Below are 12,928 nucleotides of genomic sequence, written 5' to 3'. Positions count from 1 at the left end.
GCGCTTACTGGCGCAGCTCGGAGGTCTCGTCGAAGCCCGCGGTGAAGCCCGACAGCGACATCTCGAGCTCGACGCGCTGGTCGGGTGCCAGCGCGGGCACGATGGCGACCGTTGCGGCGCTGCCGGCCTTGAAGCGGGCGATGTCGTCGGCGGTGAAGCCCACGCGCGCATAGCAGCCAACCTGCGTGCAGAACGAGAAATCGTAGCGCTTGGCCTGACCGCCATCGACGGAGATGGAGAGCTTTTGGGTCAGCAGCGTCTCGAGCGGCACGACAAAGGTGCCGCCGGCGACGACCTGGCCACCGTTTTGCAGGCGGAACACGCTGACTTCGGCCACGTCACCACCGTTCTCGTCCTTGAGAAGCTGGTACATCTGGCAGGGGTCCTCGGCGTTGGTGCCCTCGGGCACGCGCAGGCACTGCACGTCCCAGTCGCCGTGGGTCGACTTGGTGTAGGTCTCGGCCTGCGGGTTGCCGGGGGTGGCGTCAGCGTCGGATTCCCCCATGCTCAGCGCACCGCCGATGGGGCTCTGCGACTGTTCAGCGGGCTGTTCTGCTGGCTGCTCGGAGGACTGCGCGCTGTCCTGGGCAAATGCCGGTGCGGCAGAGAGGCCGGCCACGAGCGGCAGGGCCCACAGGGCGGAAAGCAGTCTGGTCATGGAAACTCCCTCGGAATGGTCATGAGTCCTCGTCCGAGTATCACGGCGCCGACGCGGTGTCAGGCCGGAATTGCCGCGCCCCGGACACAATGGCGGGAAGCCGCAAGCCGGTGGAACAAAAGAGAAAAGGGACCAGATGGTCCCTTCCCCCTTGCTCCCTGCCGGACCGGCCGGCTTTGTCATTGGCCGAACGCTACGAAACTCTCATGAGGCGGTCAACAGGGTTTCTCACGTCAGCGCGATCACAACTGCATAAAAAGGCCGCGCCCGAGAGCGCGGCCAGTCTGACAGGGAGGAAGTCTGCCCGAAGCAGGAGAGGACATGATGCCCCGGGCAAAAAAGATACTGGCCTCAAAAGGTTAAGATTGTATGGTCGAGGCGCACGCGCGTGGAGGTCCGGCATGGAGAGTGGCGTTTTTTTAGGCGGTGGCGGAGAGGGCTACGGCGACAAGCAGCATCTGGCGCTGAAATACGCAAATCGGCACGGGCTGATCGCGGGCGCCACCGGCACCGGCAAGACGGTGACGCTGCAGATCCTCGCCGAAGGCTTCTCGGCCGCCGGCGTTCCGGTCTTCCTTGCCGATGTGAAGGGGGATCTCTCGGGGCTGTGCAAAGCCGGCAGCGCGGAGGGCGAGCTGCATGAGGCCTTTGCCAAGCGCAATGCCACGATCGGTTTCGACGACTTCACCTATGCCGCCTTCCCGGCGGTGTTCTGGGACCTGTTCGGCGCGCAGGGCCACCCGGTGCGCACCACCGTGGCCGAGATGGGGCCGCTCTTGCTGGCGCGACTGCTCGAGCTGACCGATGCGCAGGAGGGCGTGCTCAACATCGCCTTCCGGCTATCGGACGAGCAGGGGCTCCCGCTTCTGGATCTCAAGGACCTGCAGGCGCTTTTGGTCTGGGTCGGCGAGAACGCGAAAGAGCTGTCGCTTCGCTATGGCAACGTCTCGACCGCCTCGATCGGTGCGATCCAGCGCCGGCTCCTGGTGCTCGAGAACCAGGGCGGCGACAGGCTCTTCGGCGAGCCGGCGCTGGCGCTGGCGGACTTGATGCGTTGCGCCCCGGACGGGCGTGGCCACGTCAACATCCTTGCCGCCGACGCGCTGATGGGCGCCCCCAGGCTCTACGCCACGTTCCTGCTGTGGTTGCTGTCGGAGCTTTTCGAGGAGCTGCCCGAGGTCGGCAATCCCGACAAGCCGAAGCTGGTGTTCTTCTTCGACGAGGCGCATCTTTTGTTCGACGACGCACCAAAGGCGCTGGTCGACAAGGTCGAGCAGGTGGCGCGGCTGATCCGCTCCAAGGGGGTGGGGGTGTATTTCATCACCCAGAACCCCGACGACATCCCCGAGGACATTCTCGGGCAACTCGGCAACCGGGTGCAGCACGCGCTGCGCGCCTTCACCGCACGCGACAAGAAGGCCCTGCGGCAGGCGGCCGAGACCTATCGCCCGAACCCCGCCTTCGACACCGAGGTGGCGATCCGTGAGGTCGGCACCGGAGAGGCGGTGACCTCGATGCTGCAGGAGAAGGGCGTGCCGGGCATCGTGCAGCGGACCCTGATCCGACCGCCCTCGTCGCAGCTTGGGCCGATCACGGCTGAGGAGCGCGCGGCGGTGCTGGCGGCCTCGCCAATGGGCAAGACATACGACACGCCGCTCGACCGGCATTCGGCCTACGAGATCCTCAAGGCACGGGCCGATGAGGCGGCGCAGGCAGCGGAGGAGGCAGAGCGCGCCGCAGCGGACCGGCCAGAGACCGGGGACGCCGGCGACATGATCCGCGAGTACAACCGCGCGCGGCGCTACGATCCCACCCCGCGTGCCAAGCCGATGCGCAAGACCGCGAGCAAAGCGCGCTCCAGCCGCTACAGCGCGCCGAACTCCATCGGTGAGGCGCTGGGGCAGGCGGTGCTCAAGGAGCTTTCGGGCACCACCGGCAAGCGGCTTGTGCGCGGCATTCTCGGCGGACTTTTCAAGGCACGCTGAACGCCGCTCACTCCGCCGCCAGCGTGCCGCGCACCACCGCGTCGAAGAACCGGCCCAGCCGGTGCCGGTCGACCGGCTTCGACAAGAGCTCGATCTGAAGGGCCGCGCAGGCCTCGCGCAGCGCCTCCGACCGGTCCGCCGAGACGATGGCGCAGGGCAGGCGGCCCATGCGGGTGGTGATCTCGCCGAAGAGCTGTGTGCCGGACATGCCGGCGCCGAGTTGGTAGTCGAGCAGCAGCGCATCCGGCACGATCTCGAGATCCGCCAGCAGGTCGAGCGCGCTGACCGCATCCTCGGCCTCGATCACGTTCACCCCCCAGCTCTCCATCAGCACCGTCATCGCGCGGCGCAGCTGCGGATCGTTCTCCACCAGCAGCACGATCAGCCCCGCCTGAGCCAGGCCCTGCGGGCGTGCCGGCCCAAGCGCCGCGGGCCGCGCCGGCGCGCTGCTGCCCACGACCGGCAGGCTCACCATGAAGCACGAGCCGCGCCCGGGCTCGGACCAGAGGCCCAGCGGGTGCCCCAGCCTTGCGCAGGCGCGCTCGACGATGGCGAGGCCGAGCCCCAGGCCGTCATTGCTCGAGGCTCGTGTGTCGAGGCGGCGGAACTCTTCGAAGATCGCCGACTGGTCCTCCTCTGCGATGCCCGGCCCGGTGTCCCAGACCTCGATCCGGGCGGTGCCGCCGCGGCGGCGCACACCGATCACCACGCGTCCGGTTTCGGTGTAGCGGATGGCGTTGGCCACGAGGTTCTGCACCACCCGGCGCAGGTAGGCCGGGTCGGTCTCGACGGTCAGGTCGCTGTCTATCATCCGCAATTTCAGTCCCTTGCGGGCGGCCAGAACCTCCATCTCGTCGCGCAGACGCGAGAAGATCTCGCGCAGCGCCACCGGGCGGATGTCGAACTTCAGCCCGTCGGATTCCAGCTTGGAGATGTCGAGCAGCGCGTCGATCAGCTGTTCCGCCGAGGTCAGCGCCGACTCCGCCTTGTCGAGCACCGCCTTGTCGCCGGCATCTGCGCTTTTCTCCGAGAGCGACGAGATGAACAGCTTGGCCGCAGAGAGCGGCTGCAGGAGATCGTGGCTCGCCGCCGCCACGAAGCGCGACTTCGAGGCGTTGGCGCGCTCGGCGGCCGAGAGCGCGTCTTCGAGCTCGAGCGTGCGCTCCATCACGCGCTGCTCGAGCATCTCGTTGACCTCGGTCAGGCGGCGCGCGGCCTCGCGCTCGGCGGTGACGTCGGTGCAGGAGAACAGGAAACCGCCATCGGGCATACCGCGCCCGAAGAAGCGCAGCACGATGCCGCCGTCGCGGCTGAGCTCGAAGCTGATCGGACCACGACGGCCGCCGCGCTCGGTCCAGCTTCGGAACAGGTCGCGGTCGCTCTCCTGTGAGAAGCGGAAATTCTGCTCGACCTGTTCCATCAGCCCGTCGAAGGAGGCGCCCAGATGCAGCCGCCGTGCGGGCAGGTTCATCAAGGTCCCGATCTTCTCGTTCCACGCCACCAGATGCGCGCCCTCGTCGAAGATGCAGACCCCCTGGTCGAGATGATCGAGCGTGGCGCGGATCATCCGCGTCTGCTTGTCCTTGAGTTTGAGCCGTTCCTGCCGCTCGAGCCGGATGATGTCGGTCACGTCGGTCTGCAGGATCACCGTGCCGCCATTGGCGGTGCGGTGTTCCGAGACCTGCAGCCAGCGGTCCTGTCCGTGGCGCACGTTGAACATGACCCGCCGGTCGGTATGCTTGCGCATCCGGTCCGCCGCCCAGGCGTCGGGCGACAGCCCCTCGGGCAGTGACAGGTGCCGCGAGCGGCTGACATGGCGCACGTAGCCCTCGAAGGACAGCCCCGGGCGCAGATCGCGCACGGTGTCGCGGAAATCGCGGCAGAAGCGCGAGTTGCACATCACCAGCACGTCGTCGCCGTCGAACAGGGCGAAGCCCTCCGAGATCGTCTCGATGGCGTCGGCGAGGTTGCGCCGCGCGGTCTCGGTCTCCTCGTGGGCCTGGGCAAGCTGGGCGTTCGAATCGTGCAGCAGGTTGAGCGTGCGCTCAAGCTCGAGCGTGCGCTCGCGGACCCGCTTTTCCAGCAGGGCGGCGCGTTCGAACTGGGCATAGGCCTCGCCGGACTGGCCATTGCCATGCTCGACATGGTTCATCAGCGTCTCGACGATCCGCAGCAACTTCTGGTTCTGCCGTTCCAGGCTGTCATCGGGATTGATCAGCGACATCAGGGCCGATCCTCGTCCTCGGCGGGGTAGAACGCCACCGCGGTGAAGGTCTGGTTCACGTGCAGCGCGCCGATCTGCTCACCATAAGTGTTGAACCCCACCACGTTGTGCCGCGTGAGCACGTCCGAGACCGCGCGGGTCTCCTGGAACTGGCCGGCCTCGAGGCGACGCAGCAGGCAGTCGCACCCGAGGATCTGCTCCGGGGCTTCCGTCTCCGAGAGCGCGCCCAGAGCCTGATCGAGATGGCTGGCCATGTCCTGTCGTTCTGCGAGGGTCAGAACCATGCCCTCGTTGATCGCCGAGAAGAACACCAGCTCGCCCTTGTCTCCGACCTTCTGGATCGAGCGCACGTGGTGGCTGTCGCCCAGCCGGACGACGACCGGGTGGGTGGCGAAGGTGAAGGTGTCGAGCTGCTCGGGCCGCATGCCGAGCAGCCGGGCATATTCCTGCGCCGCGGGTTCGGCGTTGATCTCCTGCACGGTGCGGTGATCTGGCGCGGCGCGGGTCACCACCATGCGTGTCGTCGTGGGAACGAGGTGATCGATGCTGAACACCTTCACCGGACAGCGGCTGCGCACCAGCGCCAAAAGCGCCGCGTTGCTGCGGATCTTGCCGTTGTAGGACAGCCAGGTCGCGCCGAAATCGGTGCCGTCGCCGGTGGAGCCACCGAAGAGCGGCATCTGGCCCATCGCCGAGGCGAGGATCGTGGCGACGTTCTCTTCCTGGAGCGACAGCCCGTCGACCATCAGGAACGCAAACTCGTAGGGCTTGTCCGGCGCGTCGACATTGAGCGCCATGCGCCGCTGCATCAGCTGGTCGATGACCTGCCTGTCGTCGAGCGCGTCGAGCCCGTCGATGGCCAGCGCATCGACCGCGAACAGCGCGGAGGGGAAGGCGATGGCAATGATCTGGCCTTCCTCGTAGCCGGCCCGGCCGATTTCGCCGGCGGTGGTGCAGGCAAACACGTCGGCCCCGCCGAACGCGCCGATGGCGGCGTCGTTCAGCGCAATGAAATCCGCTTCGGGAGAGGCGAAAAGACAGACCAACTCGAACGGGCCACCGCCAAGCTCAGCTGCAATCGCCGCAATCGGATCCTCTGCGGTGCTTTCGACCTGCGCCACGCGCAGGGCCCCGGCCGGGTCCGTTCCCCTCCCTGCGGAGCGCGTCTGTGCTCCGTCCACGACATCACCTCCCCTTGCGATGTGCACGGCAGGTTACGGCGCGGCCCCTTCGCTTGGCAAGACCCGGTTGAAGTTGGCCTCCTGCGCGATCAGCACCGCCTGGGTGCGGCTGTGCACCCCGAGCTTGCGCATGATCGCGGTAACATGCGCCTTCACCGTGGTCTCGGCGATGGTGAGGTCGTAGGCGATCTGCTTGTTGAGCTTGCCCTCGCAGATCAGAGACAAGATGCGCGCCTGCTGGTTCGTCAGAGTCGCGAGCCGTGCCAGCGCGTCGTCGGGGCCCGCGCCGCTCTCGGGCTCGCGGGGGTCGATGTAGCCATCCGGCACGAAAGGCTCGCCACGGCCCACCGCCTCGAAGGCGCGGCGGAACACCGAGCGCTGCGAGTGCTTGGGCACGAAGCCGTTGGCCCCGGCCTTGAGCGCGTGGCTGATCATGCGATTGTCGGCCATCGACGAGGCGATGAGGATGGCGGCGCGCGGTGCGGCATTGCGCATCCGCACCAGACCGTCGAGCCCGTGCACGTCGGGCAGGTTGAGGTCGAGAATCACCAGATCCGGCGCCTCTCCCTGCGCAGTGATCTCCAGCGCCTTCTCCAGCGTGCCGGCGCTGCGGATCTCTTCGAAATCCGAGATCGACTGCAGGGTCAGGGTCAGCGCGTCGCAAAACAGCGGGTGGTCATCGACAACCAGTGCCCGGATCGGTCGGCTCTCGCTCAAAAGCTCCACGCGGTCGCTCATCCTCTATCTCCTCTGCCCGTGGCTCAGGTTAGACCGGGGCGAGGCGCACGGGAACGTGCCAAAAGGTCGGATAGCGCGATCAGAACCAGCTTTCGACGGTACGCGCCCCGTTCGAGATATCCTGTCCGACGCCATCAATGGTGGCGCAGCCGCCAAGGGTGACCGCCAGTGCGGTGATGAGAAGTGCCCGTTTCATTGTTCTGCTCGTGGTTTGTTCTTGTTGGTCTTGCTAATGTCCGGGTTCGATCGCCCGGTCGGGCGCAAGTCTACACGGGTTTCACTGGTCCTGCCACCACCAGGCGTTCGGCATCCAGTCGATCCAGTCGCCATAGACGGGGGTGGTCTCGGAAAAGGTCAGTTCCTTGGCATGGGCAATGCGCGAGATGTTCCACTGGTAGATCGGGATCACGTAGCGCCCGGTGGTCAGGACCCGGTCGAGCGCGCGCGACGCAGCGACGAAATCCTCGCGGCTGGTGGCGTTGAGCAGCGTGTCGATCATCGCGTCCGCCGCCGGAGACTGCATGCCCATCAGGTTGCGAGAGCCCTCCTGCGTCGCCGCGTCCGAGCCCCAGTAGAGACGCTGTTCGTTGCCCGGGCTGAGCGAGATGCCGCGGCGGAAGAAGGTCATGTCGAAATCGAAGCGGTTGACGCGCTCGTTGTACTGCGCCGAGTCGATCACCGTGACGCGCGGCGCGATGCCCATGCGCTGCAGCGCCTGCACGTAGATGTCGATGATCGACTGCTCTTCGCCGGCACCTTGGTTGAGCACCACCTCGAAGCTGAAGGGCTGACCGTCGGCGTTCTTCATCACGCCGTCCTGCACCGTCCAGCCGGCCTCTTCCATCAGACCCATCGCGGCGCGGATGTTGCGCCGGTTGCGGGCGCTGCCGTCACCTTCGGGCAGGGCATAGCCCTCGAGCGCACCGGGCAGCAGGTCGTCGGCGAAGGGCTCCAGCAGCTCGCGCACCCGGCCCTCGGCCGGCCCGGCGCTCATCGCGAGGTCGGAGTTGGAGAAATACGAGGTGATGCGCGGCTGGCGCGAGCCGGTCATGGTCTCGTTGATGTATTCGAAGTTGAAGGCGTGGATCATCGCCGCACGCACGCGCCAGTCGGCAAAGACGCCGTGGCGGGTGTTCATCACGAACCCGGTCATGCCGGTGGGGCGGCCATGGGGGATCTCGGATTTCACCACATCGCCGCGCTGCACGGCCGGGAAATCGTACTGGGTTTCCCATTTCTCGGCGTTGTTCTCGCGCAGGGCGTTGAGCGCGCCGGCCTTGAAGGCCTCGAACTGCACCGTGCCGTCGCCGAAGAACTCCATGCGGATCTCGTCGAGATTGGCCTGGCCGGTCATGAAGGGCAGGTCCTTGCCCCAGTAATCGGGGTTGCGCTTGAGCGAGACGAAGCGGCCGGCCTCGAAATCGTCGATGACGTAAGGCGCCGAGGTGATCGGCACCACGTCGAGCCCGCTGGAGGCGAAATCGCGGCCCTCCCACTGCGCCTTTTTCAGGATCGGGCGCATGCCGATGATCAGCGCCAGCTCGCGGTCGTCGGTGGCGAAGGTGAAGCGGATCTTGTTCGGGCCGGTCTGCTCCATGCTCTCGACCTGGCTCCAGGCGCCACGGTAGCGCGGGTGGCCCTCAGTGCCGAGTGTCTCGTAGCTCCACATCACGTCCTCGACGGTGACCGGGCTGCCATCCGAGAAGCGAGCCTCGTCGCGTAGCGTGAATTCCACCCAGTCACGATTCGGACCGGTCTCGATGGTCTCGGCAAGCAGACCGTAGAGCGAGAACGGCTCGTCCCAGCTGCGGCCCATCAGGCTCTCATAGGCGAGGAAGCGGAGTTGCCACGGCACCGAGCCCTTCAGGATGTGCGGATTGAGGCTGTCGAAACTGCCGGTCTCGCCGGTGACCAGTCGGCCGCCTTTGGGTGCGTCGGGGTTGGCGTAGGGCAGGTGATGAAAATCTGGGGGCAGGGCAGGCGCGCCATACATAGCGATGCCATGGGCGGGCTCGGCGGAGGCGATTCCACCGCAGGCCAGAATCGCCCCGAGCGCCAATGCGCCGACCGTGCGGCGCGCGAAATAATCGGCCATCATTGCTGAAACAATCCTTCACTGCCCTTGTTTTCTTGGCCCCGGAGGGTACCGGGGCTTTCACGTCTTTTCAAACTTTTAGCTTGGACTCCAGCGGTAAAGCGCGTATAACAAGGGCACTGCTCGATAGGTTTCTTGCCTGTATGAAACCTGCCTCAATGACTGAACGCCGGCCTTGTGCCGGCGTTTTTTTTGGTCTGTAGCCGAACTGGTGCGGCGCTTTTGCGGCCTGTTCGCGTCGAGCGCAAGGCAGTTCTTGTCGCGAAACCGTGAAGCCGAGATTGCGGAACCGGCAGATCCCGAATTCGCTTATCTTGCAGGTGCAGCATTGCTATGCTGCCACTGAGAAAAGCGAGGAGTTTCACATGTCTCTCAAGGGCAAGACCGCAATCATCACCGGCTCGAACTCGGGCATCGGGCTTGGCGTCGCGCGCGAACTGGCGCGGGCCGGCGCCTCGGTGGTGCTGAATTCCTTCACCGACAACGCCGAGGACCACAAGCTCGCCGAAGATCTCGGCAAGGAGTTCGGCGTCGAGGCCCGCTACATCCAGGCGGACATGTCCAAGGGCGACGAGTGCCGCGCGCTCATCGAGACAGCCGGTGCCTGCGACATCCTGGTGAACAATGCCGGCATCCAGCACGTCTCGCCGATCGACGAGTTCCCGGTCGAGAAATGGGACGCGATCATCGCCATCAACATGAGTTCGGCCTATCACTGTACTGCCGCGGCGCTGCCGATGATGCGGCAGGCAGGCTGGGGCCGGGTGGTCAACATCGCCTCGGCGCATGGGCTGACCGCCTCGCCCTACAAGTCGGCCTACGTGGCGGCCAAGCATGGCGTGGTGGGCATGACCAAGGTGGTGGCGCTGGAGACCGCGAAGGAACCGATCACCGCAAACGCGATCTGCCCGGGCTACGTCAAGACGCCGCTGGTCGAGGCGCAGATCCCGGACACGGCGAAGAAATACGACATGACCGAGGACGAGGTGATCGAGAAGGTGATCCTCGAGCGCCAGCCCTCGAAGGAGTTTGCCACCACCGAGCAGATCGGCGGCACGGCTGTGTTCCTGTGCTCGGACGCGGCAGCACAGATCACTGGCACGACGATCTCGGTCGATGGCGGCTGGACGGCGCTCTGAGGCGGCGAGCCCCGGGCGACCGTAGGCGACGGGCCGGGAGGGGCGCTGCCCCTCTTGGCCTTTGGCCAATTCACCCCGGGATATTTCTGGCCAGAAGAAACACGGGCGTATTGAAAAGGGGATGGCGATGACACGGCGGATCAACCTCGCGCTGCAAGGCGGTGGTGCGCATGGTGCCTTCACCTGGGGGGTGCTCGACCGCTGCTCGAGGAAGACGACCTCGAGATCGCCGGGATCTCGGGGGCCTCGGCGGGGGCGCTCAATGGCGCGGCGCTGAAGGCGGGACTGGTGCGCGGCGGGCGCGAGGGCGCACGCGAGACGCTGGACTGGCTCTGGCACGAGGTCGCGGGGCTGCGCGACATCTCGATCCCGGAATGGATGCATGCCTGGCTGCCGCATCCGGGCACCGTCAGCAGCGCGGTACAGTATTCGCTGCCCTTTGCCGCCGGAGAGAGCGTGGGGCGGATGCTGTCGCCCTATGCCTGGGGGCCGCTCTATCGCAACCCGCTCGAGGACATCCTGCGGCGCATGGAGTTTGCCGATATCTGCGCCGATGCAGGGCCTGAGTTCTTCGTCTCGGCCACCGCGGTGCGCGACGGCAAGGTGCGGGTGTTCGAGGGCGACACCCTCTGCCCCGAGGCAATCCTCGCCTCCGCCTGCCTGCCGACGCTGTTCCAGGCGGTGGATCTGACCGATCCCGAAACCGGCGTCACCGAGGCGTTCTGGGATGGCGGCTATTCCGGCAACCCGGCGCTGTTCCCGCTGTTCAAGCCGGGCCTGCCGGACGATCTTGTGATCGTGAACATCAACCCGATCGTGCGCGAGGCCGTGCCGGTGACGCCGCCGGAGATCCAGAACCGGATCAACGAGATCAGCTTCAACGCGGCGCTTCTGCGCGAGCTGCGCGCCATCGAGTTCGTGCAGCGCCTGATCGAGGCGGGCTCGGTCCGCGAGGGCGCGATGAAGAAGCTGCGGGTCCACATGATCGCCGACGACAGCCTGATGAACGCGCTGTCCGTGGCGACCAAGATGGTGCCGCTGCCCGGCGTGGTGGCGCAGCTCAAGGCCGCCGGCCGGCGCGCGGCAGGAAGCTTTCTCGGCGAGCATGGCGACGCGCTCGGGGTGCGGCAGACCGCCGATCTGCGCGAGATGTTCTCGTCGCCGATGCGGGCGTGACACGCGAAATTCTTCGCGACGCGCGCCCGGAGGCGTTGAAACCGGGCCGCGGGCTGCCTTAATGTAGCAAAGCACCGGGGAAGCCCCCCGGATCGATGGAGACTTGATGCTGGAGATTGCGGGCAACCGCGCGATCCGTTTCGCGGATCGCTGAACCCAAACGCTTCGTTCGCGCGGTGGCCGGACGGGGCGATGCTTTGCGTTCAATCCACGGGCATCCCCATGAACATTTCCAAACACGAACAGCGCGTGCTTCACGTGCTGGCACAGGGTGGCGCGATCCGGTTCGACCGCGCCGAGAACGGCAAGGTGCACACCGTGAGCTGCATCACCCGCGACGGCTTTGTCCTGACCGACTGCACGCTTCCGGTGTTCGAGCGGCTGCGACGACGACGTCTGATCCGCTCGCGCGGAGGCCAGCCCTACCGCATCACCCGCGACGGGCTGGCGCGCGTGCGCGCCCAGCTTGACAACCGCTGACCGGGCGGGCCCGGCGACGCGCTGCGTGTCGCCGGGCCTAGTCCGCGAGCCCCCAGAATTGCGCGATACGACGCACGGCGCAGACGCCGCCGTCGGTGATGTACTCGGCTTCGAAGCCGCAGCTTTCCGGCGTGCCATCGGTGTCGACCGGCACCGCGTGGGGAAACCCCTCGAGGCTCCAGCTTTCGATCCGGGTCTCGCCCTGGTCATCGCGATAGAGGTTGCGGGTGGCACGTCCGAAACGCTCGGTGGCATCGGGCAGGGCGTCGATGCCGATCACGGCGGTCCATTGCTCGGTGAGTTCCTGAAGATTCGCGGGATCGACGGTCTCGTCGCCGAGGCCCTGCCAGATCGAGATCAACGGCCAGTCCTCGGGCTCTGCGTCGATGACCTCGTGGACGTAGCTGGCCCAGTCCTCGGCATCGCGGTCGGTGGCGCTGAAGAAGCGCGTGATGCCACAGGCATAGCTGGCATCGGCGCCATCCTGCGCGAAGATGTTGTAGTGCAACGTGTACCAGTTGAAATCGAAGACCCCGGCGGGGCGGTTGCAGCCGTAGGGCAGCCCGGCGATGATCGCGCCGCCCGCCAACCGGTGCGGATAATTGGCGAGCAGCACCGCGCTCATGGCGCCACCCGCCGACAGGCCCATGACATAGACGCGGGCCGGATCGGCGCCTTCGCTGGCCAGTGCCTGGTCGATCATCTGCAGGATCGAGGCGCTCTCGCCCTCGCCGGGCTGGTTGTCGTCGTCGTCGTGCCAGCGGAAGCAGCCGCGCTCCATGTTGGCCTCGCGCTGCTGCGGCAGCAGGAGCACCGCGCCCAGATCGTCTGCCAGCGCGGTGAGACCGGTCTCGTCGTCGAAGCCCGCGGCGCTCATCAGGCAGCCATGCAGCGCCACGATCAGCGGCGCCGGAGCGCTCAGGCCGTCCGGGCGGTAGAGAAATGCGTCAAGCGCGCCGGGGTTGTCACCGAAATCGGCGAGCGGCTCGAGCGCGAGGGCCGGGCCTTGCAGCAGCGCAAGCGCGGAGAGGACGGGCAGGGTGAGACGCGGGAGGGGAAATCCCATGGGAGCATCCTTTGGAAAATGGGTCAACGCAATGCGGACACTCTTCCATAGGTTGCGACCACAAACCAGAGCGCGGCGCATCCCCAAAGATCGGGCGCACGCGCTTTGCCTGCACTCGCGCCGGATGGCGCGGGATTTGGCGCTCAGGACGCCTTGCGCACCGGTTCGACGCGGGGTTTCGCGCCC

Annotated in this window: 10 protein-coding genes and 1 pseudogene; 4 read left to right on the top strand and 7 right to left on the bottom strand. The window is 66.6% G+C overall.

Annotation, left to right across the window (positions count from 1 at the left end; translation table 11 throughout):
• Positions 1 to 4: 4 nt before the first annotated feature.
• Positions 5 to 658, bottom strand: coding sequence for an invasion associated locus B family protein (locus tag R2601_RS16985; protein WP_007800532.1), 654 nt, complete (start codon positions 656 to 658; stop codon positions 5 to 7).
• A 401-nt stretch (positions 659 to 1,059) separates the two neighbouring features.
• Here R2601_RS16985 and R2601_RS16980 point away from each other — a divergent pair, with 401 nt between their 5' ends.
• The gene (locus R2601_RS16980; protein WP_007800531.1) at positions 1,060 to 2,643 is read left to right on the top strand and encodes a helicase HerA-like domain-containing protein; all 1,584 of its coding nucleotides are present in this window, start codon (positions 1,060 to 1,062) and stop codon (positions 2,641 to 2,643) included.
• Between the two features lie 7 nt (positions 2,644 to 2,650).
• Here the strand turns inward: R2601_RS16980 and R2601_RS16975 are convergent, their stop codons facing one another.
• From R2601_RS16975 to R2601_RS16955, 5 genes are all read right to left on the bottom strand, one after another.
• A complete protein-coding gene (locus R2601_RS16975) occupies positions 2,651 to 4,867 on the bottom strand; it encodes a hybrid sensor histidine kinase/response regulator (RefSeq protein ID WP_007800529.1) in 2,217 nt (738 codons plus the stop codon).
• Positions 4,867 to 6,048, bottom strand: coding sequence for an FIST N-terminal domain-containing protein (locus R2601_RS16970; RefSeq protein ID WP_040544849.1), 1,182 nt, complete (start codon positions 6,046 to 6,048; stop codon positions 4,867 to 4,869). The genes R2601_RS16975 and R2601_RS16970 overlap by 1 nt, the downstream gene beginning before the upstream one ends.
• 33 nt (positions 6,049 to 6,081) lie before the next feature.
• Complete coding sequence (locus R2601_RS16965) at positions 6,082 to 6,786, bottom strand: response regulator (protein ID WP_007800525.1); 705 nt, start codon at positions 6,784 to 6,786, stop codon at positions 6,082 to 6,084.
• A gap of 79 nt (positions 6,787 to 6,865) precedes the next feature.
• Positions 6,866 to 6,982, bottom strand: a complete 117-nt coding sequence (locus R2601_RS16960; protein ID WP_007800523.1) for a hypothetical protein — start codon at positions 6,980 to 6,982, stop codon at positions 6,866 to 6,868.
• An 81-nt stretch (positions 6,983 to 7,063) separates the two neighbouring features.
• Positions 7,064 to 8,884 carry an extracellular solute-binding protein gene (locus tag R2601_RS16955; protein WP_007800521.1) on the bottom strand — a complete coding sequence of 607 codons (1,821 nt, stop codon included), beginning with the start codon at positions 8,882 to 8,884 and terminating at the stop codon, positions 7,064 to 7,066.
• Between the two features lie 362 nt (positions 8,885 to 9,246).
• Between R2601_RS16955 and R2601_RS16950 the strand changes: the two genes are divergently transcribed.
• The 3 genes and pseudogenes from R2601_RS16950 (at position 9,247) to R2601_RS16940 (ending at position 11,676) form a co-directional block, all read left to right on the top strand.
• On the top strand, positions 9,247 to 10,020 hold the full coding sequence (locus tag R2601_RS16950; protein ID WP_007800519.1) for a 3-hydroxybutyrate dehydrogenase: 774 nt from the start codon (positions 9,247 to 9,249) through the stop codon (positions 10,018 to 10,020).
• Between the two features lie 127 nt (positions 10,021 to 10,147).
• Positions 10,148 to 11,196: pseudogene (locus R2601_RS16945) on the top strand (patatin-like phospholipase family protein).
• Between the two features lie 222 nt (positions 11,197 to 11,418).
• Positions 11,419 to 11,676 carry a YjhX family toxin gene (locus tag R2601_RS16940; RefSeq protein ID WP_007800515.1) on the top strand — a complete coding sequence of 86 codons (258 nt, stop codon included), beginning with the start codon at positions 11,419 to 11,421 and terminating at the stop codon, positions 11,674 to 11,676.
• Between the two features lie 37 nt (positions 11,677 to 11,713).
• Here R2601_RS16940 and R2601_RS16935 read toward each other — a convergent pair whose 3' ends face one another.
• Positions 11,714 to 12,742 (bottom strand): extracellular catalytic domain type 1 short-chain-length polyhydroxyalkanoate depolymerase, encoded by a 1,029-nt coding sequence (locus R2601_RS16935; protein WP_007800513.1) that lies wholly within the window; start codon positions 12,740 to 12,742, stop codon positions 11,714 to 11,716.
• Positions 12,743 to 12,928: the final 186 nt, after the last annotated feature.

The sequence above is a fragment of the Salipiger bermudensis HTCC2601 genome (assembly GCF_000153725.1).
GTDB lineage: Bacteria > Pseudomonadota > Alphaproteobacteria > Rhodobacterales > Rhodobacteraceae > Salipiger > Salipiger bermudensis.
The sequence above is the reverse complement of the archived record's forward strand: the minus strand, read 5'-3'. Positions and strand labels throughout refer to the sequence as shown.